The 26,611-nt window shown below is 61.7% G+C and carries 23 protein-coding genes; 1 reads left to right on the top strand and 22 read right to left on the bottom strand.

Features of this window, described 5'->3' with window-relative positions:
• Positions 1-536 precede the first annotated feature (536 nt).
• The 3 genes from DMP11_RS00365 to nrdR form a co-directional block, all read right to left on the bottom strand.
• Complete coding sequence (locus tag DMP11_RS00365) at positions 537-860, bottom strand: hypothetical protein (RefSeq protein ID WP_148041071.1); 324 nt, start codon at positions 858-860, stop codon at positions 537-539.
• A gap of 188 nt (positions 861-1,048) precedes the next feature.
• Positions 1,049-1,486: a dUTP diphosphatase gene (gene dut, locus DMP11_RS00360; RefSeq protein ID WP_123184512.1), complete on the bottom strand. Its 438-nt coding sequence runs from the start codon at positions 1,484-1,486 to the stop codon at positions 1,049-1,051.
• Positions 1,487-1,498: 12 nt separating this feature from the next.
• A complete protein-coding gene (gene nrdR, locus DMP11_RS00355; protein ID WP_123184511.1) occupies positions 1,499-1,945 on the bottom strand; it encodes a transcriptional regulator NrdR in 447 nt (148 codons plus the stop codon).
• A gap of 343 nt (positions 1,946-2,288) precedes the next feature.
• On the opposite strand from nrdR, the gene lexA reads away from it, so the two are divergent.
• Positions 2,289-2,930, top strand: coding sequence for a transcriptional repressor LexA (lexA, locus tag DMP11_RS00350; protein ID WP_123184510.1), 642 nt, complete (start codon positions 2,289-2,291; stop codon positions 2,928-2,930).
• A 164-nt stretch (positions 2,931-3,094) separates the two neighbouring features.
• On the opposite strand, the gene hflX is transcribed toward lexA, so the two are convergent.
• The 19 genes from hflX to rpsO all read right to left on the bottom strand — a co-directional run bounded on the left by hflX (position 3,095) and on the right by rpsO (position 26,430).
• Positions 3,095-4,408, bottom strand: coding sequence for a GTPase HflX (hflX, locus tag DMP11_RS00345; protein WP_123184509.1), 1,314 nt, complete (start codon positions 4,406-4,408; stop codon positions 3,095-3,097).
• Between the two features lie 162 nt (positions 4,409-4,570).
• Positions 4,571-5,482 carry a diaminopimelate epimerase gene (gene dapF, locus DMP11_RS00340; RefSeq protein ID WP_211329055.1) on the bottom strand — a complete coding sequence of 304 codons (912 nt, stop codon included), beginning with the start codon at positions 5,480-5,482 and terminating at the stop codon, positions 4,571-4,573.
• Between the two features lie 47 nt (positions 5,483-5,529).
• Entirely contained in the window at positions 5,530-6,510 is a 981-nt protein-coding gene (miaA, locus tag DMP11_RS00335) for a tRNA (adenosine(37)-N6)-dimethylallyltransferase MiaA (protein WP_123184508.1), read from the bottom strand.
• Between the two features lie 8 nt (positions 6,511-6,518).
• On the bottom strand, positions 6,519-7,874 hold the full coding sequence (gene miaB, locus DMP11_RS00330) for a tRNA (N6-isopentenyl adenosine(37)-C2)-methylthiotransferase MiaB (RefSeq protein WP_123184507.1): 1,356 nt from the start codon (positions 7,872-7,874) through the stop codon (positions 6,519-6,521).
• 19 nt (positions 7,875-7,893) lie between these two features.
• A complete protein-coding gene (locus DMP11_RS00325; protein WP_123184506.1) occupies positions 7,894-8,196 on the bottom strand; it encodes a stage V sporulation protein S in 303 nt (100 codons plus the stop codon).
• 115 nt (positions 8,197-8,311) lie between these two features.
• Positions 8,312-9,298: an ATP-binding protein gene (locus DMP11_RS00320; RefSeq protein ID WP_235869341.1), complete on the bottom strand. Its 987-nt coding sequence runs from the start codon at positions 9,296-9,298 to the stop codon at positions 8,312-8,314.
• Positions 9,299-9,400: 102 nt separating this feature from the next.
• The gene (gene rny / locus DMP11_RS00315; RefSeq protein WP_123184504.1) at positions 9,401-11,062 is read right to left on the bottom strand and encodes a ribonuclease Y; all 1,662 of its coding nucleotides are present in this window, start codon (positions 11,060-11,062) and stop codon (positions 9,401-9,403) included.
• 242 nt (positions 11,063-11,304) lie between these two features.
• On the bottom strand, positions 11,305-11,991 hold the full coding sequence (locus tag DMP11_RS00310) for a regulatory protein RecX (protein ID WP_123184503.1): 687 nt from the start codon (positions 11,989-11,991) through the stop codon (positions 11,305-11,307).
• Positions 11,992-13,044, bottom strand: coding sequence for a recombinase RecA (recA, locus tag DMP11_RS00305; RefSeq protein ID WP_123184812.1), 1,053 nt, complete (start codon positions 13,042-13,044; stop codon positions 11,992-11,994).
• Positions 13,045-13,360: 316 nt separating this feature from the next.
• Entirely contained in the window at positions 13,361-14,500 is a 1,140-nt protein-coding gene (gene pgsA / locus DMP11_RS00300) for a CDP-diacylglycerol--glycerol-3-phosphate 3-phosphatidyltransferase (protein WP_123184502.1), read from the bottom strand.
• Positions 14,501-14,504: 4 nt separating this feature from the next.
• Entirely contained in the window at positions 14,505-15,836 is a 1,332-nt protein-coding gene (gene rimO, locus DMP11_RS00295; RefSeq protein WP_123184501.1) for a 30S ribosomal protein S12 methylthiotransferase RimO, read from the bottom strand.
• A gap of 11 nt (positions 15,837-15,847) precedes the next feature.
• A complete protein-coding gene (locus DMP11_RS00290; RefSeq protein ID WP_123184500.1) occupies positions 15,848-16,345 on the bottom strand; it encodes a YajQ family cyclic di-GMP-binding protein in 498 nt (165 codons plus the stop codon).
• Between the two features lie 35 nt (positions 16,346-16,380).
• Positions 16,381-17,535, bottom strand: coding sequence for a helix-turn-helix domain-containing protein (locus DMP11_RS00285; protein WP_123184499.1), 1,155 nt, complete (start codon positions 17,533-17,535; stop codon positions 16,381-16,383).
• Position 17,536: 1 nt separating this feature from the next.
• A complete protein-coding gene (locus tag DMP11_RS00280; protein ID WP_170155470.1) occupies positions 17,537-20,011 on the bottom strand; it encodes an FtsK/SpoIIIE family DNA translocase in 2,475 nt (824 codons plus the stop codon).
• 58 nt (positions 20,012-20,069) lie between these two features.
• Positions 20,070-21,737, bottom strand: a complete 1,668-nt coding sequence (locus tag DMP11_RS00275; RefSeq protein ID WP_235869365.1) for a ribonuclease J — start codon at positions 21,735-21,737, stop codon at positions 20,070-20,072.
• A 327-nt stretch (positions 21,738-22,064) separates the two neighbouring features.
• Positions 22,065-22,955 (bottom strand): 4-hydroxy-tetrahydrodipicolinate synthase, encoded by an 891-nt coding sequence (gene dapA, locus DMP11_RS00270; protein ID WP_123184497.1) that lies wholly within the window; start codon positions 22,953-22,955, stop codon positions 22,065-22,067.
• 74 nt (positions 22,956-23,029) lie between these two features.
• Positions 23,030-23,797, bottom strand: coding sequence for a 4-hydroxy-tetrahydrodipicolinate reductase (gene dapB / locus DMP11_RS00265; RefSeq protein WP_123184496.1), 768 nt, complete (start codon positions 23,795-23,797; stop codon positions 23,030-23,032).
• A gap of 11 nt (positions 23,798-23,808) precedes the next feature.
• Positions 23,809-26,004 (bottom strand): polyribonucleotide nucleotidyltransferase, encoded by a 2,196-nt coding sequence (locus DMP11_RS00260; RefSeq protein WP_123184495.1) that lies wholly within the window; start codon positions 26,002-26,004, stop codon positions 23,809-23,811.
• Between the two features lie 138 nt (positions 26,005-26,142).
• Positions 26,143-26,430, bottom strand: coding sequence for a 30S ribosomal protein S15 (gene rpsO, locus DMP11_RS00255; protein ID WP_123184494.1), 288 nt, complete (start codon positions 26,428-26,430; stop codon positions 26,143-26,145).
• Between the last annotated feature and the right edge of the window lie 181 nt (positions 26,431-26,611).

Here is a 26,611-nt window from a genome sequence, read left to right as displayed (position 1 = left end):
CGTCGCTTGCCCATTGGCGTTTTTCAATTTCACGGTTCGTGCTGTTGTCCGCATTCGTTGCTCGCATTGGGTTTTGACGACCGGCTGATTTTGCCAACCTTCATTGACGTCGTCTTGTGTTTGCCGTTCCTTTATGCCTCAGTTTTACCCTCATGCGCAGGCTTGCGCTCAAGCTCAAAATTACGACCGATTCTAAGCCGTTCTAAGGCCCTTCTAAAAAATCATTCGAGTATTTATTCATCCTCGCATTTACACCAAATCGATGGTCCGTGGGTTTTTAGGTAAAAGCACCTTGAAATCAACCCGAATCAGGAAAAGCGCCGACCAGACCACGGGCGCAAACTGCAGATTATGGCCAAAGCCTAACAGCGCAATTCGCGAAGCCCGACGCGGCAACCAGCGCGACAACGCAGCGTATGATCAATGTGAAGACCGGAAATCCCAAGGGACTTGCAACACGAACAGCCGTCGTTTGAGAAATACAGCAGTCCTTGCTGCTATTCATCAAATCATATTGTCATATGACAATATGAGGACTAATCCCAAATGGTCTTTCCCGGCGCCGTACTTGGCGAATCGCCGTACAGACTTGAGAAGTCTTGGCTGAGCAGCGTTTGCCACATTTCCGGAAGCACGATGGCAAACCAAACGACATTCCACACCAGCGCAGCGGAACTGATTACGACGCTGAACACAACGGCCCGCTTAATACGGCGCGCATCCCTGAGAATACCGGGCATCGAACTCAATCGCTTGAACTTCCCAAAAGCGATGATGGCGCACACAAGCGCCACGGTGCTCAGAACCACACCGCCGATCACAAAAGAGAACGGCCCCCCTATTCCGGCAATCATCATCAAGGTACGCAGGTTCTTTAGCTCGCTATCTGGGCTGGGAGCCCCAGGAGCGTTCCCGCCACCGTGAGACCCCTCCCCTTTCCCGTTTGAGATTGGCGAGGAACCACCACGGGAACCGTCCGCGGCTGAAAGCCGCGAGGCGTCTTTGCTTCCCTCGTCAAAACTATGAGCCATGACCATCCCCTGCCTGCTCACTTTACGCCACTGCTGCCAAAGCCGCCTGCTCCCCTGTCGGTTTCGTCGAGGGACTGAACAACGGTCACTTCCACCTTGGGAGCAGCAACTATCATCAACTGGGCAATGCGGTCCCCCGGCTCAATCGTAAAGGAGGCTTCCTTGTCGAGATTAGCAAGGCTCACGCACACTTCCCCGCGATACCCGCTGTCTATGAGCCCTGGCCCGTTCAGAACCGTAACCCCGTTCTTGGCAGCCAGGCCGCTGCGGGGAATGACCAATCCCGCATAACCCTCGGGAATCGCGATGGAAATGCCGCAAGGCACGAGGGCCCTCCCCAAGGGTTCCACAACCACGCTTTTGGCCGCGCGCAAATCCATCGCTGCATCGGAGGCATGGGCATAACCGGGCACAAGCAGCGAATCGGCTGCAACCAAGGGAAGAGTCAAAGTCACAGAGGTGGTCCTTTACGAAATGTCCTTGAGCGCGGAGGCGAATTCATCCACGCTGCCGAAATCTTTGTAAACGCTCATGAAGCGAATATAAGCCACTTCGTCGATGGAGGAAAGTTTTGCCATAACCTTGTTGCCGAGCTCCGAAGACGTGATTTCCCTCTGTTGGGAAGCGGCGAGATCGATCTCGATGGAATTGATAAGAGCTTCCAACTGATCATGGGAAACGGGACGTTTCGTGCAGGCGCTGAGCAAACCCCGCAACAGTTTTTCATGGTCGAAGACCTCAGACGAACCGTCCCTCTTGATGACAATCAAGGGAGCTTCGCCAATGCGCTCGTAGGTCGTGAAGCGAAACCCGCACGAGAGGCACTCACGGCGACGGCGAATGGCGGCGCCATCCTCGGCCGAACGGGAATCCACGACTTTAGTGTCGGGAAAGCTGCAAGAAGGGCAACGCATGGCATTCCTTTCAATGGGGTGCGTTTCCCATAATATAGAAAGGAAGGCGCGCCACCAAGGAAAAACTTCAAGGTGGCGCGCCCGGTGCCGTCAACGCAGCCAGACGACACCCCGGAAATGGCCTAGTTAGCAGAGAAACAGCAGCGGGCCGAAAGAGATGGCGATGCTCACCACGGAGCAAACGAGAACTTCCAGGCGGGAAAAACCGAACAACTCTTTTCCATTCTCCATTTTTATCCCCTTTTCTCTTGCATAGAACCTTTGTTCGCATATATAATAGAACGAACAAAAGTTCATGTCAACAGAAATTAAAACATTTGTTCTTATTTTGGAGGTACGGCCCATGAGCGAGAAAATCACCAAGCGTCAACAGGCAGTGCTGTCCGCTATCGAAGACTGCATTCGCGAAAAGGGTTACGGCCCCACCGTCCGCGAAGTGTGTCAGGCTTTGGGGCTCTCCTCCCCTTCCACCGTCCACGTGCATCTGCGGGCGCTGGAAGAGAAGGGCTTTATCAAGCGCGATCCGCTGAAGTCCCGCTCCATCGCCCTCACCTACCCGCTTGATTTCGATGAGGAATCGGTGGTGAATGTGGACGAACCCAATTTCGAGAAGGTCATTTCAGTTCCCCTTGTGGGGGATGTGGCCGCCGGTACCCCCATTCTTGCGCAGGAGAACATCACCGACACCCTGCTGCTGCCCACCGACATCGTGGGGGATGCCCCTTCCTTCATGCTCTCGGTTCATGGCGAATCCATGATCGAAGCCGGCATCAACGATGGCGACTTCGTGGTGGTGAAGGAGCAGCCGGTGGCCAACAACGGCGATATCGTGGTGGCCCTCATCGATGACGGGGCCACTGTTAAAACCTACTACCGCGAAGCCGACCACATTCGGCTGCAACCGGAAAACTCCACCATGGAGCCTATCATCACCACCAACTGCTCCATTTGCGGCAAAGTTGTCGCGGTGTTCCGCCGCCTTTAGTTCCGCATCCCGTCTGGCAGCTAGGCGCACCATGAGAGGGCCCCGCTCACTTACGGCGAGCGGGGCCCTCTAGCGCTTCCCTCCTTGGCCGCGCCAAGTAAAGCGAGGCGTCAACAATGCCAAGCCACATGCGCCCCCTGCGCCATAACGGCCCTGCCGCTTCCCTATTCGGCAACCTCGAACGGCTTGAATTGGCTGGTAAAGGCCGGCGCCACCCTCAGCTGCATTCGCGTGCCCTGCTCCTCATGGGTTTCCGTCACCACCGTGCAACGGCCATGGGCGAGCGACACCAAATCCCCGCGACTGTAGGGCACCAGAACACTCATCAGCACCTCGGTGGCAGAGGCCGCCTTCGATATGACCGCCACCAAGTCATCAATGCCAAAGCCGGTTTCCGCCGAAACGAACTGCGCGTGGGGAAACCGGTTGCGCAAGCCCGCCAACTGGTCTTCCGCAAGCAGGTCGCACTTATTGAAGATGAGCACAGAAGGAATGGATTGGGCCTCGATCTGCCCGAGCACCTCTTCCACTGCCTCGATTTGCGACTCGAACTCATCGGAAGAGGCATCTACCACATGCAGAATCAAATCGGCGCCGTTTATCTCGTCAAGAGTGGACTTGAACGCCTCCACCAGCGTTGTGGGCAGCTTTTGGATGAACCCCACCGTGTCGGTGAGGGTGATCTCGCGTCCTTCGGGAAGCTCGAACTTCCGGGTGGTGGAATCGAGCGTAGCGAACAGCTTGTCATAGCTGAGCACGCCCGCTCCGGTCAGGCGGTTGAGCAGGGAGCTTTTCCCCGCGTTGGTGTATCCGGCCAGCGCCACCTTGAACATGCCGCTGCCGTAGCGGGTCTCCCGCTGCACGGCGCGCACCTCCGACAAATGGGCCAGCTCACGCCGAATCGAAGTGATGCGGTTGCGCACCATGCGGCGGTCCACCTCCAGCTGGCTTTCGCCTTCGCCAAAGCGGGAACCCACGCCGCCGCCCATGCGGTTAGACGCCAAGTGGGCCCACATGCCGCGCAAACGGGGGTAAAGGTACTGGTTCTGCGCCAAGCGAACCTGCAGCCGCCCTTCGCGGGAAGTGGCATGAAGGGCGAAGATATCAAGGATCAAGGCCGTCCGATCGATGACCTTTACGTCTTTGTCCATCACCTTTTCCAAGTTGGACTGCTGCGAAGGGGTAAGCTCATCGTCGAAAATGACCACATCGGCATCGTTCTCGCGGGCCAACTGCGCAATCTCTTCCGCCTTGCCGCTTCCCACGAAGGTGCGCGGGTTGGGGGAAGAGAGCTTTTGAGTGGTAACCGCCACCGCTTCGGCGCCGGCGGTATCGGCCAAACGGGCCAGCTCCGCCAAAGAGGAATCCAGGGGCCAAGAGAGGCCGGGGCGATCGACCCCCACCAGCACGGCTCGCTCTCGCTGTTCGGCGGCGGAAGTGGCCGGTCCCTTCTGGATAACGGATTGATATTCAGTCATGGGGCATGCTCCTTACATGGGACGACTAGTGGAAATGTTCAGGCATCTGCGCGCCAAAACAATGGCCCGCTTAGTCGACAAAGCGCATGAGCAACAGCCCCTTTCTGAACCTCCGCGAACAACCGGGGGCAATAATAGCACAGCCCTTGCCTCGGGCGGCGCCTAAAGCTGGATTGTGCCCGAGAACACAAACGCTGCGGGGCCGGTCATGCGCACAACGCCGTCCTCTCCCCATTCGATGGCCAGCGCTCCCCCTTTAAGGCTTACCACTACGGAACGTTCGGCCCTGCCCGTGAGACAGGCGGCCACCGCCGTCGCGCAAGCTCCAGTGCCGCAAGCCAGCGTTTCGCCGCAACCACGCTCGAAGACGCGCATGCGCACGCCCTCGGGGATCACTTCGGCAAACTCCACATTCGTCTTTTGGGGAAAGGCCCCATGGGACTCATACCATGCTCCCACCTCGTCAATGCGCAGCGTGTCCAAGCCCTTGCGCTCCGCATCGGTGAACAGGCCATCGTCAAGCGCCTGCCAATCGTCAACGAAGCACACCGCATGAGGGTTACCCATCGAAACGGCGGTGAAAGCAAACGGTCCCCACGGGCTGTCGATGGCCTGTTCGCAAGCGACGGTTCCCAAACGGCCGAGCGAGGCGCCGGGCAAAAGGCAGGGCACCTCGGCCGGTTCGAGAATCGGCTGGCCCATTTCCACCGCGGCCACCGTCATCTTTCCCTCGTCGTCAACGTCGAAGGCGATGGGGCGCGGCCCGGCCAACGTCATGGCCAGCAATCGACCGCTGGAAGCATCCACCATCCCGTGATCCACCAGGTACTTGGCAAAACAGCGAACCCCGTTGCCGCACATCTGGGCCAAAGAGCCGTCGCTGTTGATGTAGTGCATATAGCCGTCGGCGCCGTCCGCTTTCCGGACCACTATTACCCCATCGGCGCCGATGCCGAAGTGACGGTCGCACAAAAAACCCACCTGCTGCGGGGTCAATTCCACCGCTTCCCCGGTGCCGTCGATGAAAATGAAATCGTTGCCCAAGCCGTTGTACTTTTCAAATTCGATTACCACAGTCGCCTCCCTGCTGCCGTTTTCGGCAAGTATAGGAGTGCTGTGTTTCAGGCGTGTGAATGAGCGGAAACGATGTCCGCCACCTGGAGGGCTAATTGCGAAGGCGAGGCCGCCGTAGCGTCAATCCAGTTAATGCGCCCGTCGCGGCGAAACCACGTGCCCTGGCGCTTGGCATAGCGCCGCGTCGCCTGCTGAATGGCGGCAACGGCCTCGTCCATCGTGGCGCGCCCCTCGAGGGCCTCCACGATTTCCTTGTACCCGATGGCCTGCGGAGCGCACAGCCCCTCGCGGAAGCCAGAAGCCAAAAGCCCCTTCACTTCCTCCGCCAAACCTTGTTCGAGCATCTGCAGCACCCGCTGGTCAATGCGCTGGTACAGCACAGGCCGCTCCACCGAAAGCCCCACTTGAACTGCGGGAATCGCCTGCGGAATATGAGCCAGCCCTTCTTTTTGCTCTTGATAGGAACCGCCCTCCTCCAAAAGCTCCAACGCCCGCACCACTCGCTTGCTGTTGTTGGGGTGGATGAGGGCCGCGCTGCCCGGGTCTTTCTGCTGCAGCAGGTTCCAAACCGCCTGGGGTCCCTGAGCCTCCAGAAGGCGGTTGTAGCGCTCCCGCACCGGGTTATCCACCTGCTCGCCAGCGGGGAAACGGTAGTCGTCTATCACTGCGCGCACATAGAAACCGGTTCCGCCGCAGAGGATCGGGGTTTTGCCCCTGTCGACAATATCGCGAATGCAACGGCGGGCGTATTCCTGGAACAAGGCGGCCGAATAAGGTTTGCCGGGGTTCACCAAATCAAGCCCCCAATGGGGCACCTCCCGCTCTTCGACAGCCACTTTGCCGGTGCCGATGTCCATGCCCCGGTACACCTGCATGGAGTCGGCGCTGATCACCTCACCGTCCAGCAGTTTCGCCGCCTCGATGGCGCAAGCGGACTTGCCCGAAGCGGTGGGCCCCACAATCACCACTACCGGCTTCGGAAGCGGTTCCCCGAAGCCCGCAGACACCCCTGCGTCGCTGACAGCCATCGCGAGGCCTACTCTGCCAACTTGCCGGACAAATACCAGGTGCGGGCCTCGTCGATGCGCACGTTCACCGTAGAGCCGGCCAGCTGCTCGGCGCTCACCCCTTCCGGCAACGGCGCGTGCACCGTCACATTGTGGGGGCTTTTGCCCACCAAGAGACGCTCATCGCGCTTAGAGGACCCCTCCACCAGCACTGGCTGCACCGTCCCCAGAAAAGCCTGATTGGCCGCGTAAGCGCCCTCCTGCACCGCCTCCACCAAACGGTCGAAGCGCTCCTGTATCACCTCGCGCGGCGTATCGTCTTCCATCGCCGCCGCAGGAGTGCCTTCGCGCTTCGAATAGATGAAGGTGAAGGCCTGGTTGTAGCCCACCTCCCGCACCAGAGCCAGCGTATCCAGGAAATCCTCCTCGGTCTCGCCGGGAAAACCGACGATGATGTCGGTGGAAAGGGCGATGCCCGGACAGGCTTCCCGCACCTTGCGCACCAAATCCAGATAATGCTCGCGGGTATAGCGGCGGTTCATGGCCTTCAAAATGCGGTTCGACCCCGATTGCGCCGGCAGGTGCAGGTAGGGCATGAGGTTTTCCAGCGTGGCAAAGCGCTCGATTACCTCGTCGGTGAGGTCTTTGGGATGGCTGGTGGCAAACCGAATGCGCTCTATGCCGGTTTCGGCCACAGCATCCAGCACATCCACGAACCGGGGGCGGCCATAGAGGTCGCGCCCATAGGAGTTGACGTTCTGCCCCAGAAGGGTGATTTCCTTCACTCCTTGGCCCACCAGCTCCTGCGCTTCCGCTTGAATGTCCTCCAGCGGCCGCGACTTCTCGCGCCCCCGCACATAGGGAACGATGCAGTAGGTGCAGAAATTGTTGCACCCGATGGTGATGGGAAGCCACGCGGCCCAGGCCTGTTCGCGCACGGAGGGAAGTTGGTCGTTGAAGTTCTCGGAAGCCTCCAGCACTTCCACCTGATGGCCGCCCTGGGAAGCGGCCACCTCCAGCAGGCCGGGCAGAGAAGCCAGGTTGTGGGTGCCGAACACCACGTTCAAGTGGGGCATTTGCTGCACCAGCTTCTCGCCGTCCCGCTGCCCGATGCACCCCCCCACCGCAACAATGCGCTGCCGCAGAGGCGAGCCATCGCGAAGCGGAAGGTTTTTCAACGAAGACACCTGCCCATAAAGGCGCGTATCGGCCGCCTCGCGAACACAGCAGGTGAGGAAGACGACGATGTCGGCCTCTTCCACCGACTGAACCGGCAGGGAGCCCAGCGCTTCCAGCATTCCCTCTACCCGCTCCGAGTCGTGCTTGTTCATCTGGCAGCCAAAGGTGTGCAGGCAAAAAGTGGTGTTGTTCAGCGGAGAATTCACGGTATGCTCCTCGGGCGCGCTACAGCGGACGCGTGCGCGGCTCAACGGAAAAGCGGATGGCGGTTCGGTACTCGCCGTCGATCACGATGTCGGCGAACGAGGGGATGCACACCACTTCGATGCCGCACGGGGAAAGAAAACCGCGGGAAATGGCAACCGCCTTAACCGCCTGGTTGACGGCACCGGCGCCAACCGCCTGAATATCCACCGTGTTGCCGTCCTTTATCATGCCGGCAATGGCACCGGCCACCGAAGCCGGAGAGGATTTAGAGGAAACCTTAAGGCAACCGGTTTCAACGGAAACCGCAGGCGATTCGGCCATGAATAGTCCTTTTCGTAGTTCGTTTAACGCTTAATTGCTAGTGCATTGCTTAGTGTATTTTCTGCTTGTCCCGATTGTAAAACTAGCCCCTGCCGCTGGCAACAACGGCGACGCCCTAGAGCATTTTTTCAATGGGGATGGTGATGGTTATGGCTTGAGGGCCGTAGGCCACCGATGGCTCCACCTCTTCGTTCAGGAAGTAGCGGGGCGCGAGTTCCCGGTAAGCCTCCCGCGCTTTCTGGGCCAACATGGCAAGGTCTTCGGATTCCAATTTCAGACGGCGGGCATCTCTGCGGAAGGCGCGGGAAACGGGCCGCTTCTCTTTAGAAGCGAAGCTCTCGCTCTGAAGTCGCGTCAAAAGAGAAGGCAGCGGGGGAACCTCGCCGTCCATCACGCGGCGGGCGGTTCTCTCGGACACTTCCAACCCGATCTGAGAGGCCACCCGCGCGAAATCGCCGGAATCGGCGCAAAAACCCAGACGCTCCACGTAGGGCCGCTCTTCCGGACGGCCGAAGGCCCGCTCGGACGGCGAGGCGGCCGCAAGCCCATAGGCGTACAAGGTGGCACACACTTCCGCCGGCGAGCCCAGATACACCTCCACCTGTCCGCGATGCTCCAGTGCAAATTCCGCCGCGGTGCGCAGCAGGTTCTTAGGCCCCCTCATGGAATAGGCCCCGCTCTCCTGCTTCTCGAACATCGGAAAGGCCGACTGATCCACCTTCTCCCCCAAAACCGCAGTGTCGGTAACTACTCGAAGCGAGGTGCCCATCTGCGGCTGCGAAACGGTTATTTCAGCCAGTTGGCTGTTCACGGCAATGGAATAAAGGGCCATGCCCCTGCCGTGCATGCCCCACTTGTCCAAGTGGGCGCTTTCCAGCTTCGAGGTGACGCGCGGCTCGAAAACGCGCTGGTGCATTGCGGCGGGAATACCAGCGCCATCGTCTATCACCTGCAAGCAGCGCCGGGGGCCCTCCTTGCCGGTGGCGACGAAAATGCGCGTTGCCCCGGCATCGCGGCTGTTGCGCAGCACTTCGATGAGAATGTCCTCTGAAGAACGGATGTCCTGCACCGCCTGGCGCCGTTCCGCTTCGGAGGTCTTCAAACGAACGAAGCCACCTCCGAAGTCCTGTTCGACTCGGAGGTGGCCGTCTCCCATTACATCTGCAATGAAGTTTTCGAGGTTGCCCTGTGCCATTCCGGAAAACTACTTGGCGTAATCCACCGCGCGGCTCTCGCGGATGACCACCACTTTAACCTGACCGGGGTACTGCATCTCGCTTTCGATTTGATGGGCGATGTCATGGGCAAGTACCACCGACTGGGCCTCGTCCACCACTTCCGGCTCCACCATGACGCGCACTTCGCGGCCCGCCTGGATGGCATAGGTGCGCTCAACGCCCTTATAGGAGTTAGCAATCTCCTCCAACTTCTCAAGGCGCTTGATGTAGGCGTCCAAAGTTTCCTTGCGTGCGCCGGGGCGGGCTGCAGAAATGGCATCGGCCGCCTGCACCAGCACATCCAAGACGGTGTTGGCCTCCACATCACCGTGATGGGCCTCGATGGCGTGGACAATTTCCGGACGCTCTCCGAAACGACGGGCCAAATCGGCGCCGATGACAGCGTGGGAGCCCTCTACCTCATGGTCCACCGCCTTGCCCAAATCGTGCAACAGGCCGGCGCGCTTGGCAGGAACCGGGTCGAGGCCCAGCTCGGAAGCCATCACACCGCTGAGGTAAGCCACCTCGAGCGAGTGATTGAGAACGTTTTGCCCATAGGAAGTGCGATAGCGCAAACGGCCCAAGGTGTGCACCAAATCGGGATGCAAATCATGGATGCCGGTGTCGAAAGTAGCCTGCTCGCCGGCTTCGACAACACGCTGCTCCACCAAATCCACTGCCTTGGCGTACATTTCCTCGATACGGGCAGGATGGATACGGCCGTCAGCCACAAGGTTCTCCATGGTCACGCGCCCGATTTCACGACGCACCGGATCAAAACAGGAAATGGTGACGCATTCGGGCGTGTCATCGATGATCAGGTTGGTGCCGGTGAGTTGCTCGAACGAGCGGATGTTGCGGCCCTCGCGGCCGATGATGCGGCCCTTCAGGTCGTCAGAAGGAATGTGTATGGCCGAAACCGTGTTCTCGGCGGAATGGTCGGCAGCAACCCGTTGGATGGCCAGCGACAGAATCATGCGGGCCTTCTTGTCGGCCTCGGCGCGGGTGCGGGTTTCCGACTCGCGGATGATAGCCGCCGACTCATGGGTGAGCTCGTCGCGGAGGCCCTCAAGCATCTCCTCTTTGGCCTCCTGCGGCGACATACCGGCCACCGATTCAAGACGGCGCACCATCTCCTCTTCGGCAACGGTGAGTTCGCGCTCACGACTCTCAATTTGGCTCTGCATGGAGTCAATCTGGCGCTCTCGGCCGTCCAGCGATTCGCTGCGGCGCTCCAGGGACTCTTCGCGTTGATTGGCGCGGTTCTCAGCATCACGCACTTCGCGCATGCGCTCTTGGGCTTCCTTCATGCGCTCCTGAGCCTCGTGCATGCGATCTTGGGCTTCCTTTAGGCGCCCTTTGTTCTCAGCTTCAATTTCCTCTTTGTACTTCAGTGCTTGGTCCTTGGCCACGATGCTGGCCTCGCGGCGCATGGTCTCGGCTTCCAAGCTGGCCTCGCGGCGCAGTGAATCAGCTTCCAAACTGGCCTCACGGCGCATGGTTTCTGCCTGCAACTTGGCCTTCTCCACCAGAGAAGAGGCTTCTGAGGATGCCTGCTTGGCAGAATTGCCGGCCACCAGGCGAAACACAGCAAAACCACCAGCAAGACCAACAATGAGGCAGAGGACGGCGGCAATAACGATTTCCACCTTGCTTCCCCTTTCAATGGGCTTTCGTCATTTCATTTGGGCTATACGAAAAAGAGCCGGCCAAAGGCCAGCTCCAAGCACGGGTAACCGCAGAAATCCCATATTCAAAATAAATATATGAAATACCATATGGTATAGCGCGCTCAAAGCATAGCGGAACCAGTATAACCCACTTTGAGCTCGCGAGTCCATTGCCGAGCCGCAGCAGACACCAAACAACCGCAGAAGGACGGTGTCTTCAGCTAGCTTGGCTGAAAAGGGTAAACCGAACGGGCGGCCGCCGAGGCAACGGAAACCGAAAAACCCCGAGACACCAGCTTTCGGAAGGCCCCGTCCCGCTGGTTTTTCGACCGCACTGGATGAGCCTCCAGATAGGCACGAGCGCGGGACAGCTGCCCCTCCTCCCCATCTTCCAGATAGGCTTGGTAGGAATCAAGGGCCTCGAGGTTCACCCCGAGGAAGGCGGCCTCCCGCAGCACCCCCTCTACGCCCTTGTCGTTTCGCAGGGCACTGCGGATAAGGGCGTCGCAGTAGCGCGCATCGTCGATCACGCCGAGGCGCTGGGCCCTCTCTATCGCCTCTTCTGCCGCATCGGCCGGAAATTCTGCGCGAATCAGCTTCTCCCGCACCTTGGCGGAGGACTGCTCGCGAGTTGCCACAATGCGAAGGATGCGCTGATAGGCGCCGGCGGCATCTTTGAGCTTCTCGGCTTTTCCGTCTTGCGCCGCCAACTTGGAAGGCGAACCCTCGCCGCCCTGCCCCTTGGTCGCCGAAGGGCACCCGCCCGGGGCAGGCGAGCAAAGCCCTGCTGCAGCCGCAGCGCCACCGGCAAGGGAGCCACCGCGCTCATCGGCAGAAGCGGAAGTGCGGCCCGCTTCAATTTCAGCGATGCGGGCCTTAAGCTCCTTGATTTGAGACAGTTGGGCCATTTACTTTTTCTTTGCCGGCTTGGGCACGGCGTTAATTTCGCCATCCGCCGCAGGCGCGATGATGGGGATGTTGTAAGCCTCCCGCACCTTGGCCTCCAGCTCGTCTCGAAGCTCGGGGTTTTCCTTCAAGGTTAGCTTCGCCGCTTCGCGCCCCTGGCCCAGCCGCTGCTCACCGTAGGTGTACCAGGCACCGCTCTTTTTGGCCACCTTGCACTCTACCGCCATGTCGAGCACGCAGCCCTCCTTCGAAATGCCCTCGCCGTAGATGAGGTCGAACTCCGCCTGGCGGAAAGGAGGGGCAACTTTGTTCTTCACCACCTTGGCACGCACGCGGATGCCTACGGCGTCCTGGCCGATTTTCAACGTATCGAACTTGCGGATATCGATGCGCACGCTGGAGAAGAACTTGAGGGCGCGGCCGCCGGTGGTGGTTTCCGGGTTGCCAAACATGACGCCGATTTTCTCGCGCAGCTGGTTGATGAAGATGCAGGTGGTGTTGGATTTGGACAGAGAGCCTGCCAACTTGCGCAAGGCCTGGGACATGAGGCGCGCCTGCAGGCCCACGGTGGTGTCGCCGATTTCCCCTTCGATTTCGGCACGGGGCACAAGGGCGGCCACAGAGTCGATGACCACGCAGTCGATGGCGCCGGAGCGCACCAGCATGTCGCAAATCTCCAGCGCCTGTTCGCCAGTGTCAGGCTGAGAGATGAGCACTTCGTTGATATCCAACCCCAAACGGGCCGCGTACACCGGGTCAAGGGCATGTTCGGCGTCGATGTAGGCAACGATGCCGCCAGCCGCCTGGGCTTCGGCGCAGATTTGCAGCGCCAGAGTGGTTTTGCCGCTGGATTCAGGGCCATATATCTCGATGATGCGGCCGCGCGGAACGCCCCCGATGCCCAAAGCGGCATCCAACGGAAGGGCACCGGTGGGAATGGCGGCCACGGCCAGGTCCACCCCGCCGTCACCGTACTTCATAATAGAGCCCTTGCCGAACTTCGACTCGATTTGATCGGTGGTCATTTTCAGGGCGGTTGCCTTGTCGGATGTCATGGGGATCCCTTCTTGCGCGTTCACTGAAATTCCTTTCCTATTATACGAACACATGTTTGGGAGTCAAGAAGAAACTTCCTATTTCTCCCCAACGCCCGTCATAGGTTCAGGATAGGTTCCGCAATCGCCAATAGGGCGCCAAACGGCTATCAACGCGCCCACGGGAAAACCCGCCGAATGCATCACGCGGGAAGGAAAACTCACCAAGCTATTCGCCGGATTCTCGGCGCCCTCGCCAAAAGAGTTCTCCGCCGATTCGCCGTAGCCCCATCAGATGTGCCGCGCCGGTGCGCCAAATTTTCCCCAAAAACCCGCCTTAAGACGAAAGATGCCGCAAGAAGCAGTCAAGGGCAAATTCCACCGTCTGCAGCCGCACCTGCTGACGGTCCCCCTCGAAATGGCACAGCTGGGCCCGAGCACCGGTAGCGTCGGCATAGCCCACCCACACGGTTCCCACCGGCTTTCCCGGCACCGCGCCTCCCGGGCCGGCGATGCCGGTTACCGCCACTGCGCAGCTGCTGCCCAGCTGGTTTCGGGCCCCTTGGCACATCTGCAGCGCACAGGCCTCGCTGACCGCGCCATCGCTGGCCAGCGCCTCGGCGCTCACCCCCAGCTGCCCCTCTTTCACCGAGTTCGCATAGCTCACGATGCCGCCTAGCACCGCTTCCGAACTGCCCGGCACCTCGGTGAGGGCCCCGGCAATCAAGCCGCCGGTGCAGCTCTCGGCAGTGGCAACGGTAACGCCGCTTGCGCTCGCCATCCGCACCACCTCGGCCGCTTTCTCGCGAATGCGCTCCTGAAGCAGGGCCACAGAAGGGCCAGGGGCGCTTTGGGCGCCGTCACTGAAACCCAGCAGGCTGCGGGACTTCACCAGATAATCCATCATAGACACGATGGTGAGCACCAGCGCCACCACCATGACGATCCATGAGAGCACGTAGAAGTAGTTGAAATCGGCAACGTTGGGAAACACCATCACGTCTTTGATGAGGAACATCACGATGGCGATGATCTGAAAGACGGTTTTGGCCTTTCCGTACCAGCTGGCGGCGATTACCACGCCCTTCGAGGCCGCCACCATGCGCACGCCGGCCACGATGAACTCGCGGGTGAGGATGATGAGGACGGGCCAAGAAGGAAGCACTTTCAGCTCCACCAGGGCCAACAGCGCCGCCGTGGTGAGGATCTTGTCGGCAAGGGGGTCCATGAACTTGCCGAAATCGGTCACCTCGTTGCGCTTGCGGGCCAAATAGCCGTCAAGCCAATCGGTGCAGGAAATGACAATGAAAATAGCCGCCGCAAGCAGGCTCTGCTGCTGCGCGGTGATGAATTCGAGCCCCATCCACTCCGGCCAAGGGGTGATGAGGACGATGACGAACAACGGCACCAGGCAAATGCGGGCCACGGTGATGATGTTGGAAGGGGTCCAGAGCTTTTCGGATGCGGAACCGGCCATGAGATTACTCTTCCTCCATCTCGTAGAAAAGCGTGTCGCCGATGGTCACCGTACGCTTCTCCCCCACCTCGCCCGAAACGAGGTAGGTGCACCCGTCCACTTCGGGCGCCTGGCACATGGCGCGGCCGAAAAGCTGGCCGTCCTCTTCGCGCCCTTCCACCAAAACGGGGAAGCTGCGCCCCACGCGCTCGGCCACCTTGGCGCAGCTGGCGCTGTCGGCCACGTCGCGCAGCTCTTGGGCGCGCTCCATTCGCACCGCCTCTTCCCATTGGTCGGGCAAATCGCACGCAGTCGTGCCCTCCTCCGGCGAAAAGGGGAACACCCCAACGTAATCGAACAGCCCCGCGGCGGCGAAATCGAGCAGTTCCTCGAACTGCTCCTCCGTCTCGCCGGGGTAGCCGGCGATGAGCGTGGTGCGCAGTGTGACATCGGGCACTGCCGCCTGGACGCGCTCCACCAGCGCCTCGAACGCCTCCCGGCTTCCGGCGCGGTTCATGGAGCGCAAAACGGCCTTGTCCACATGCTGGAGGGGAATGTCCAGATACGAGCACACGTTGTCGCGGGCCGCCATCACCGCCAGCAACTGGTCGGTAACCCCCTCCGGCTGCAAGTACAGCACGCGGAACCAGGTTTGCGGATAACGGGCCGCCAACTCGTCCATCAGCCAGGCAAGCGAGAGCGGCTCCTCGAAATCCTGCCCCCACCGGCCGGTGTCTTGGGCAATGAGGCAGATTTCCCCCGCCCCTCCCTCAACGGCCCTCTTCACTTCACCATCGATTGCAGCGAAGGGAAAGCTGTGATAAGCGCCGCGGATGGCGGGGATGGCGCAGTAGGCGCAGCGGCGGTCGCAGCCGTCGGAAATCTTCACGTAGGCATAGGTGCCGTATTCGCCCGGAAGCGCCCCGGCGGCTTGGTAGCGGGGCTGCTCGTCTCCCTCGCCACGCACAACCCCCAAAAGCCCGTCCACAACGGCAGCGATATCGTCTTCTTTGCTGCAGGGCACGAAGCTGTTGGCCTCCGGCAGCGACTCTTCCAGCTGCGCGCCGTAACGGGCCGGCATGCACCCGGCCACCACCACCTTCGCAGCGCCGGCCGCCACGTTATCCAGCCCCAGCACTTCGAACACCGTCTCAAGCGATTCCTCGGTGGCGCTTTGGATGAAGGAACAGGTGTTAACGATAATGCAGTCGGCGCGGGAAGGGTCTTCCTCCATGCGGTAGCCGGCCGCCATGAGGCGCCGCGTCATGTGCTGACTGTCCACCTCGTTTTTGGCGCAGCCCATGGTAATCAGCGCCACCGCTTTGCCGCGGACGCCCCCGTCGATTTCAACGGCCATGAACGCGCGCCTTAGCGGTAGTTGGTGAACTGCAGCGGCTGGCCGTAATCCCGGCCCTTCACGAAGGCAATGACCTCCTGCAGGGTATCGCGAGACGCGGAAGTTACCCGCAGCTTATCTCCCTCTATCTGCACCTTGCACTTCAGCTTGGTGTCGCGGATGTCCTTGGAAATCTTGGAAGCGGTTTCCTTCTCGATGCCGTTGATGACGGTGCCGGTGCGACGAACACTGCCGCCGGTAGCGGCCACTGGCTCGCCCCAGCTGAGGGCCGAAAGCGCGATACCACGCTTGACCAGCTTCGAACCGAACACGTCCATCACCTGCTTGGCCACGAAATCGGCCGGCGCGGCAATGCCCACCTGCCCCTTGGCCTTGTCGAGCGTGATCTCAGCGCCGGAGTCCTTCAAATCGTAGCGCTGGGCTATTTCCTTTTTAGCCTGCTGGAACGCATTATCAACCTCTTGCATGTCCACGGTGGACACAATGTCGAAGCTTGCTTCTTTTGCCATGACGATGCAGCACCTTCCTCTTGGTAAACGTCAAATTACTGAGCGGAGGCGGACCCGTCGCCAGATGAACCGGAAGAGCCGGAGCCCTCCCCGCCAGGGGCAGTGTCATCCGCCGCCGCGTCGTCGTCCTTCTTGGTGTTGTCCTCGGCCTCCGGATGGTCCGCCTTCCATTGGGCCAGGATATCGGAGAAGTTCACGGTGTAGTTGTACACCCCGGTGCCCTGGCGGGCCTCCGTGGGCTTCACCACTTCGCCGTCGAGGGTGAGCACCACCGAATCGGGGCTGGTAGTGGCAAAGGTAAGGGTGTCGGTGACATCGTAGGACTTTTCCTTGGGTCCCTCAATAATGGACGCGGTATCGTAACTGGTGGTGTCCCCCACCTTAATCTCGATGTAGGCGGACTGCCCCTCGGGCACCTCGTAGGTGAACACCGCCTTGGTGGGCGGCTCTTCCACTTTGGGCTGCGCCGCCTGGGCCGCCTGTTGTGCCGCCTGGGCGGGGTCGGCTTCCCCTTGAGTGGGGTTGGCGGTGTTGGTGAGGCCGGCGATGGGCATGTTCTCGGGCACGTCCGTTTCCGCCTGCCCCTTGTTGCCGAACAGCAGCACCAACACGATGATGAGAATCAGCAAAACAATGATGCCGATGAGGATGAAGGGCAGTTTAGATGCAGTCGACGCCGCAGAACCGCCGGCGTACACATTGCGGCAAGAGCCGGCGCTGCGCCCTTGCGACCCCCCGGAGAAACGGGTTGAATAGGCCCGCCCTTGCATGTCGGTACGGTCGTCGTAAATGCCCCGGCCCGATGCGGTGCGGCCGTTGTAGCCCCCTTGGGAGCGAGAAGAAGACGCCGCGGAGCGGGGGCGGTTCGACGAGGGCCGCCCGGAAGCGCCGCTACGGGAACGGCTGTCAAGGCGCAGCTCGTCGGAACGGCTGCGGCCCACCTCGAAAGCATAGGCCTGATCGGCGTAAAGGGAGGACATCTGGGAAGCGTTCAGCCCCACCAGCCGCGCGTAGGCGTTCACCATGTTGCGGGTGTAGCCGCGCGGGGGCATGCGGGCGAAATCGCTGTCCTCGATGGCGCGCAGGATGTCGGGGCGGATGTGCAGCTTGCGCGCCGCCGTGTTCAAATCCAGCCCCTCACGTTCGCGCGCATCGCGGAGAATGTCCCCAAAAGGCACTTGCCTGCCCATGTCAGTACTCCTCGTCTGCCATGGAATCGCCCGCCTCGAAGGCCTTCAGCGTTTCCAGTTCCAATTCGTCTACCAACACTTCTCGCGGCTTCGACCCGTTGCCCGGGCCCACCACGCCCTTCTCTTCCAGTTGGTCCATAATGCGACCCGCTCGTGCATAGCCTACTTTAAGACGGCGCTGCAGGGCAGAAGTTGAGCCCAAATTGCTGGAAACAACCACTTCGGCGGCTTCCCACAGCAGCGGATCGTCGTCTTCCCCGCCGCCTCCGGGCATGGTGGAGGTGTCCCCCACGGACATGACGTTGGTGGAAAGGATCTCAGTGTGGTACTCTGGCTCCCCTTGCAACTTCAGGTGCTCCACCACGGCGGCTATCTCCTCATCGGGCACGTAGGGCCCCTGCACGCGCACCGGCTTGGGGTATTCCGGCTTGGAAATGAGCAAATCGCCCATGCCGATGAGGTTCTCGGCGCCAGTGGAGTCGAGGATAACGCGGGAGTCGATGCCAGAGGCCACCGTAAGGCCAATGCGGCAGGTGATGTTCGCCTTGATGAGACCGGTGACCACGTTGGTGGAGGGACGCTGGGTGGCAATGATGAGGTGGATGCCGGCGGCGCGGGCCAGCTGGGCCAGGCGGCTGATGGAGAACTCCACTTCCTTGCCCACGTTCATCATGAGGTCGGCCAGCTCGTCGATGACGATGACGATGTAGGGAATCGGCTCGCCGTAGGGATTCTCGGAAGCTTCCTCCCCCTTGGCCTGGGCCTCTTCATCGGCCGCTTGGGCCGCCTTGGCCTTCTCGTTGAAGGAGATGATGTTGCGCACGCCGCACTTGGAGAACAGCTTCAGGCGCCGCTCCATTTCCGCCACTGCCCAGGAAAGGGCGCTGGAAGCTTCGCGGCATTCGGTTACCACCGGCACGTACAGATGGGGAATGCCCTCGTAGGGGGCGAACTCCACCCGCTTGGGGTCGATCATGATGAAGCGCACTTCCGACGGCGTGGCCCGCAGCAGGATGGACATGATCATGGCGTTCACTTCCACCGACTTGCCCGAACCGGTGGTGCCGGCGATGAGCACGTGGGGCATCTTGGCCAGGTCGTGCACGATGGAATGGCCTTCCACGTCCTCGCCGATGGCCACCTGCAAGGGGCCGGGGCCGGCGGCGGCCAGCACGTCGGGCAGGTACACCGTTTGGCGCTTGCGGTTGGGCACCTCGATGCCCACGTAGTTGGTACCGGGGATGGGAGCGAAGATGCGCACGCCGGGGGCGGCAAGCGCGAGGGCGATGTCGTCGGTGAGGTTGGTTACCTTGCTCACCCGCACGCCGGAGGGCAAATCCACTTTGAACAGGGTTACCGTGGGGCCTTCCACCCAGCCCACAACGCTGGCCATCACCCCGAAATCCTCAAGGGTGCCCTGCAGCTCGGCCCCCACTTCCGCCAGCTCTTCAGGGGTTGAACCGCCACGTTTGCCAACCCCCGACTCCAAAAGGCTCATGGAGGGCAGCTGGAACCCGTCGCCGGACGCTTCCGCCTCGGGAGCGGGGGCAGGGGCCGCCTTCTTGGCGGACGCCTTCTTGCGCGGCGGCGCCGGGTCGTCGGCCTTCTTCAAACGGCGGGTAAGGGCCGGCTGCTCCACCGGCGACTGCTCGAAGTTCTGAGGCGGCAGCACCGCCGTCTTCAGGGCGGCACCGCTGTGGCGGCCACGGGCAGCGCACTCCTGTGCCGGGGCCCCCACCACCATGGTGGCCTGGCCGGCAGGCATGGGAAGCTCGGTGTCCAGGCTGCGCAAGGTGCGCCCGTCGCGGCCGCGGCGGATGCGGGCGAATTCCGGCACCTGCTGATCCAATTCCTGCTCCCGCGCTTCAGTCCGGGCATCGCGGTACGCGCGGATGCGCTCCAGCAAGTCGGTGAGGGAAAACCCGATGACAATCACCCCCACAACAATGAGGGCAACCAAGATGATGGCGCTGATGACGGGGCCGAACAGCACGCAGAGCACCCAGGCCACCGCCGCGCCCAAGTAGCCGCCGTGGTACTGCAGGGCGGCCACTTGGAAGAAATCGTCATAGGAAGCGGTGGGGATGGGGGTGGCAAGGGCGCACAGCGACAGCACCGCCACCAAGATGATCACCAGCCCCAGCGAAACCCGGATGGACATGCGCTGCTTGTCGAAGCGCCACACGAAGGTAAAGCCGATGGCCACCAGGAAAAGCGGCACGAAATAGGCGCCGGTGCCGAACAACATACGCAGCGCGTTGCCGGCAAAGTCGCTCACCAGCCCCTCAGTGGGCATGATGGCGGCGATGAAAAGAATGACCCCCAGCGCGATCAGCACCACGCCGCCGATGTCGGTGCGGGTTTTCTGATCGAAGAGGGGGCCTTGGTTGCTGGCCGGCGCCGCCGCGCGCGCCTTCTGGGAAGGCTTGCGCGTAGCCGGCTTCTTGGCATTTGAGGAGGCTGTTTTTCGAGCCACGGTAGTTCCTTTGCAGTAGTACGTTTAGGGCTGTGTTTTGCAGGGGATATTCTACACCTTATACTTCGATGATGCTCACACAGGCCATCGGGCGCTGCTTTGCACGGTCCCAAAGGACGGACAGCAGAGCATCGCGGGCCACTTTGCGCAGCTCTTTCACGCCGCCGCCCTTGGCCAGCTGGCGCCCCAGCGCGTTCCTTACGGCCGACACTGCCTCGTCTGCCAGGTAGTAGTCATCGCCGCCAGTGATGCCGTGCATCTCCAGCTGCACCTCCCCCACCGTTTTGCAGGTTTTCAGGTTCACGGCCGCGGCAATGGAGGCGAAGCCCTGATTGCCCAACTTAGTGCGCTCGTCCAGCACGTCCTGGGAAGTGTCGCCCACCGAAAGGCCGTCCACGTACACCACGCCGCTTTCCACCGGCTCGCCCAAGCGCACTCCCTTCGAGGTGAGCTCCAGCGATTCGCCGTTCTCCAGCACGAAGATGTTCTCGGGCGCCACGCCGGTGGCCTCGGCCAAGCCCGCATGGGCCCGCAAGTGGGTGGCCTCGCCATGTACCGGCATGAAGGCCTTCGGCGCCACGATGGACAGCATAATCTTCAGCTCTTCGGCACCGGCATGGCCGGACACGTGCACGCGGGCGCGGGACTTGTCATACACATCGGCCCCGATTTTCGCCAGCGAATTGATGACGCGGGTGACCGCCTTCTCGTTGCCGGGCACCGGCGTGGCAGAGATGATAACCGTGTCGCCCGGCTCGATGTCGATGGTGCGATGCTCGCCGTTGGCGATGCGGGCCAGGGCCGAAAGCGGCTCTCCTTGCGAACCGGTGCACATGATTACCACCTGGTCCGACGGGATGCCCTTCAAATCGTAGGCGTCGATGAGGTCGTTATCGGAAATATTGAGATAGCCCAGCTTGCGGGCGATGTCGGTGTTCTGGATCATGGAACGGCCCGTCACCACCACCTTGCGACCGCTGGCCACCGCCGCATCGCAAATCTGCTGCATGCGGTGGATGTGGCTGGCGAACGACGCGATGATGACGCGCCCCTTCGCCTGGGAGATGATTTGGGACAGAGTTTTGCCCACCTCCGCCTCCGACGGCGTGAAGTTGGGGTTGGTGGCGTTGGTGGAGTCGGAGAGCATCAGATCGACGCCCTTCTTCGAGAACTCCGCCAAGGCACCGAAGTCGGTGTGCACCCCGTCGATGGGGGTTTGGTCCAGTTTGAAATCGCCGGTGTGCAGCACATTGCCGGCGGGCGATTGCAGGAACACCCCCACGGCACCAGGGATGGAGTGGTTCACAGCGAAGAAATCCACCACGAAGCAGCCGAGGCGAATCTGGTCGCCCGGCTTGATCTCCACCAACTTGGCGTTTTTGATGCGGTGCTCGGCCAACTTGCCCTCGATGAGCCCCAAGGTGAGTTTAGTGGCGTAAATGGGCACGGTAACGCCCAGGTCCTTCAGCAGGTAGGGCAGCGAACCGGTGTGGTCCTCATGGCCGTGGGTGACCACGATGCCCTTCAGCTTCTCGGCGTTTTCCAGCACGTAGGTGTAATCGGGCAGGATGAGGTCGATGCCCGGATGGTCGTCGTCGGGAAACATCAGGCCCGCATCGTCCAAGATCATGTCGCCGTCGCACTCGAAGGCGGTCATGTTCTTGCCGATGGCGTCCAGGCCGCCCAGGGGAATAACCCGCAGCACGGAATTGGGGTCCTTCTTCACACTGGCCCGCCGCTTGGGCTTTTGCTGCCCCTTCTGGCGCTGGCCGGAACCTTCCTTCTTCGGGGCCGGCGCCCCCTCTTTCGTCGAGGCCCCCTCCCCTTCGCGGGTGAGCTTGGGCCGTTGCCGGTCGATGTTCACGTGCTTGTAGGTGCTGGTGCGGCGTTTAGTGCGCCGCTGCAGGTTCTTGCCCCCCTCTTCAGGGGCATTCTTGTTCTCTTCGGTCACAGAAGTGTCCTCTCTTATATATGGATGCGGGAGCCGGCCGCGCAAATGCGGCCCCAGCTCCCCCATGTTCGTGTCTGTTGTCAGGCCAGACGGCCGGCGGGGCTACAGAACCCCCACCGCCTCCATAATGGCCTTGAGCTCGGCCGATTGCTGCGGCGTGGCGCTCACCAGCGGCAGGCGCACGCCCCCCACCGGGAAGCCCACCAGCTTCAGGGCCTCTTTCACCAGGATGGGGTTGGAAGTGGTGAAAAGCCCTTCCATCAGGGGGAGCAGCTGGTCATGGGCCCGCTGCGCCTCGGCAAAATTGCCCTCCGCCGCCAGGTACACCAGCTGCCGCATGCGCTCGGGCGCCACGTTGCCGATGGTGGAGATGACCCCCACGCCGCCCCGCTCCATAATGGGCAAGGTGGCGGAGTCGTCGCCCGAATACACCGCGAAGCCCTCAGGAGCGCCGGCCACAATGGCCTCCACTTGCTCCATGCGCCCCGATGCCTCCTTGATGGCCACGATATTTTCAAAGTCGCGCGCAAGGCGCAATGTGGTTTCCGCCTCCATGTTCACCACGCAGCGGCCGGGGATGTTGTACAGCACGATGGGCAGCTTTACCGCACGGGCAATGGCGGCGAAGTGCTGGTACATGCCCTCTTGGGGCGGCTTGTTGTAATAGGGAACCACGCACATGAACCCGTCCACGCCCAGCTCTTGCACCTTGAGGGCGAAGTCGATGGTATCGGCGGTACAGTTGTCCCCCACATTGGCAATCACGGGAACGCGACCGTCCACCGCTTCCAGCACGGCGCGGAACAGCTCCATTTTCTGAGGATAGAAAACCGTGGGGCTCTCGCCGGTGGTGCCGTTGATGATAAGGGCATCGTTGCCGCCCACCACCAACCGATCCGCCAATTGCTTGACCCGCGGCACGTCCAACTCGCCCGCCTCGTCGAAGGGGGTCACCATCGCCGTAATCATGCGGCCAAAGGGCAGGTTTTCCATGGTTGCTCCTTGTTCATATGAGAAATCTCGGGCAGGGGTTGCCCGGGAAATTATGCCATACCTTGTGCGGCGGGCTAACCCATGAAGGTTTCGAGCCCCACCACGAGCCCTTCCCGCTCCCCCACCGAGCGGATGCCCAGCAGAACACCGGGCATGTACGAGCCGCGGTCCCACGAATCGTGGCGCAAAGTGAGCGTTTGGCCGAAAGACCCGAAAATCACCTCTTGGCTGGCGGAAAAGCCGGCCGAGCGCACCGAATGCACCGGGATGCCATCGATAAGGGCGCCGCGGGCACCCTCGGCCCCGGCGATTTCGGTCTCGCGCCCGGGGGCCTCGCTGGGCTGCCCCTCGCGGGCGGCGGCAATCAGCTGCGCCGTGCGCACCGCCGTGCCCGACGGAGCGTCCAACTTCTTCTCGTGGTGGTACTCGATCACTTCCACTTGCGGGAAGTACTTGGCGGCCACCTGGGAAAACTCCATCATTAGCACAGCGCCAGTAGTGAAGTTGGGGGCGTAGAACAGCGCGGTGCCGGCAGGGGCCAGCGCCGCGAGCTCCTCCAGCTTCTCCGTGGAAAGGCCGGTGGTGCCCACCACGCAGTCAACGCCGCGCGGCAGCGCCTCCGCCAAATTGGCGGCCACAACGTCGGGGCGGGTGAAGTCTACCAGCACGTCCACCGCACATGCGTCCAAGGCCTCGGTCACCGTGGCGAACACTGGGAAGTCCTCGGCGGGCAGCGCCGGGTCGATGCCGCAGGCCAGCTGCATGTCATCGGCCCCGTTCACCGCCGCTACCACTTGCTGGCCCATGCGCCCGGCGCATCCGGCTACGGCAACGGAAATCATCGCTTTCGCTCTTAACCGCGATGGGAACGACGGGGGGTGCGGCTGCCCATGCCGGGACGGCGCTCGCCCTTGCCCTCATCGCCCTTGCGCTCGCGCTTCTCGCCGCCCTCGGTTTTGGGGGCCTCGGGCTTGTCCAGGCGATCCAGCGAAATCTTGCCGGTCTTCGGGTCCACCTCGATGACCTTCACCTTCACCACATCGCCGATGTTCAGCACGTCTTCCACCTTGCCCACGCGCCCTTGGGCCACGCGGGAGATGTGCAAGAGGCCGTCCTTGGAGGGAGTGAGCTTCACAAAGGCGCCGAAGTCCTTGATGCCCACCACTTCGCCGTCGAACTCCTCGCCCACTTCGGGTTCTTTCACAATGCCCAGGATGATGGCCTTGGCTGCCTCCATGGCGTTGCCGTCGGTGGCGCCCACATGGATGGTGCCGTCTTCCTGGATGTCGATGGAAACGCCGGTTTCCTCCTGGATGCCGCGCACCACCTTGCCGCCGGAGCCGATGACGTCGCGGATCTTGTCCACCGGGATCTTGATGGTCTCGATGCGGGGAGCGGTTTCGCGCATCTCCTCGCGGGGCGCCGGGATTTGCTCCAGCATGGCATCCAAAATGAAGGCGCGGCCTTCGTGGGCCTGCTTCAGGGCACGGGCCAGAATTTCAACGGAAAGCCCCTTGGCCTTGTTGTCCATCTGCAGGGCGGTAATGCCGTTGGGGGTGCCGCACACCTTGAAGTCCATGTCACCCAGGAAGTCCTCGATGCCCTGGATGTCGGTGAGCACCACCACGTCGTCGCCCTCTTTGATAAGGCCCATGGCCACACCGGAAACCGGGGCGGAAATCGGCACGCCGGCATCCATCAGGCACAGGGTGGAACCGCAGGTGGAAGCCATGGAAGAAGAACCGTTGGATTCCAGCACCTCGGAAACCACGCGAATGGCGTAGGGGAAGTCGTCCTCGTTGGGCAGCACCGGCAGAAGCGCCCGCTCCGCCAGCGCGCCGTGGCCGATTTCGCGGCGCTTCGGGGCGCCCATGCGGCCCACCTCGCCAGTGCAGTAGGGCGGGAAGTTGTACTGGTGCATGTAGCGCTTGCCCTCGGCGGGGTCGATGGTGTCCAGGCGCTGCCATTCGTTCAGCATGCCAAGGGTGCACACCGACATCACCTGGGTCTGGCCGCGCTGGAACAGGCCGGAGCCGTGCACGCGGGGCAGATAGCCGGGGCGGATGTACAGGGGGCGAATCTCCTCGGGGGTGCGGCCGTCAACGCGCTCGCCAGTTTCGATGATCATGCGGCGCATGGCGCGCTTCTCCAGCGCCTTGCAGGCGGCGGCGATGTCGCTGCCCCAGGCCGCTTGCTCTTCCTCGGTGAAGCTGTCGGCCTTGATGGCGGCCTTCAGCTCTTCCACCTTCTGCATGCGGGAAAGCTTGTCGGGGTCTTTCAGGGCGGCGGCCATGGCGTCGTAGTACTCGCCCACCCGCTCGGCCACGCAAGGGTCGGCCACGTGGATGGTGTAGTCCATGGGCTCGGGGTTCACTTTCGCCAGGAAGGCAGCCTGCTTCTCGCAGAAGGCGGCGATGGCCTCTTGGCCGAAGGTCATGGCGGCCAGCATGTCCTCTTCGGAAATCTCATGGGCGCCGGCCTCCACCATGGAGATGTAGTCGGCGGTGCCGGCGATGGTGAGCTCCAGGTCGGAGTTCTCCTGCTCGGCGTAGGTGGGGTTCACGATGAATTCGCCGGTTTCCTTGTTACGGCCGATGCGCACGCAGGCGGCAGGGCCGTCGAAGGGGGCGCCGCCCACCAGCAGCGCGGCGCTGGCGCCGGCGACGCAGATGGTATCGGGCGGGTTCTGGCCGTCCACCACGAAGGTGGTGGCCACCACGTGCACTTCTTGCTTGAAGCCGTCGGGGAAGCCGGGGCGGATGGGGCGGTCGATCATGCGGGCAGTGAGGGTGCCCTTGTCGGAGGGCTTCGCCTCGCGCTTCAGGTAGCCGCCGGGGATGCGTCCCACCGCGTACATCTTCTCCATGAAGTCCACGGTGAGCGGGAAGAAGTCGTAGTCTTTCTCCTGTTTGGAAACCACCGCGGTCACCAGAACGGAGGTCTCTCCGCAGGTAACCAGTACAGCGCCCGTGGCCTGCTTGGCCAGCTCGCCGGTTTCCAGTCGATATTCCTTGCCGTACAGCTCGAAGGATTCGACGATTTTTTCCATATGCTTTTTCTTTCTCTTCGCCTCGCCGGCCCTATTGCCGCCGAGCTTCTTCACTGCTTCGCACCGGATGCCCGGCGCAGGAGGTTTCGGCCCCCTAAACGCAAGGCCCGCTTACCTGCGGGCCTTGACGGTTTCAACTTAGATGTTGTCGCGAATGCCGAGCTTCTTGATGAGGGCGCGGTAGTTGTCGATGTCGCGCTCTTTAATGTACTTCAGCAGGCCGCGACGCTTACCGATGAGCATCATCAGACCGCGGCGGGTGTGGTTGTCCTTCTTGTGCACCTTCAGGTGCTCGGTGAGGTTGCGGATGCGCTCGGAGAGGATCGCCACCTGCACCTCGGCGCTGCCGGAGTCGTGCTCGTCCTTGCCGAATTCGCGGATGAGCTCAGCGGTGCGCTCTTTGCTGATGCTGTCTTTGTTGGCCATTGTTCCACCTTTCAACTATGCCGGGCCCGTGGCCCTTATGTCAAAATCGTCAGAGCTGGGCCCTCATGGGGTGGCCCGTGAAAGCCAAGCATCGACGCACTGCCAAATGGGCAGCCGTTAAAGTATAGGGACGCCCCCATAAAGCCACAAGAAAAAGTTTCCCACCGGCAAAAATCTCCCC

Origin of the sequence: Parvibacter caecicola, from assembly GCF_003725335.1 — a bacterium.
Taxonomy (GTDB): Bacteria; Actinomycetota; Coriobacteriia; order Coriobacteriales; family Eggerthellaceae; genus Parvibacter; species Parvibacter caecicola.
The sequence above is the reverse complement of the archived record's forward strand: the minus strand, read 5'-3'. Positions and strand labels throughout refer to the sequence as shown.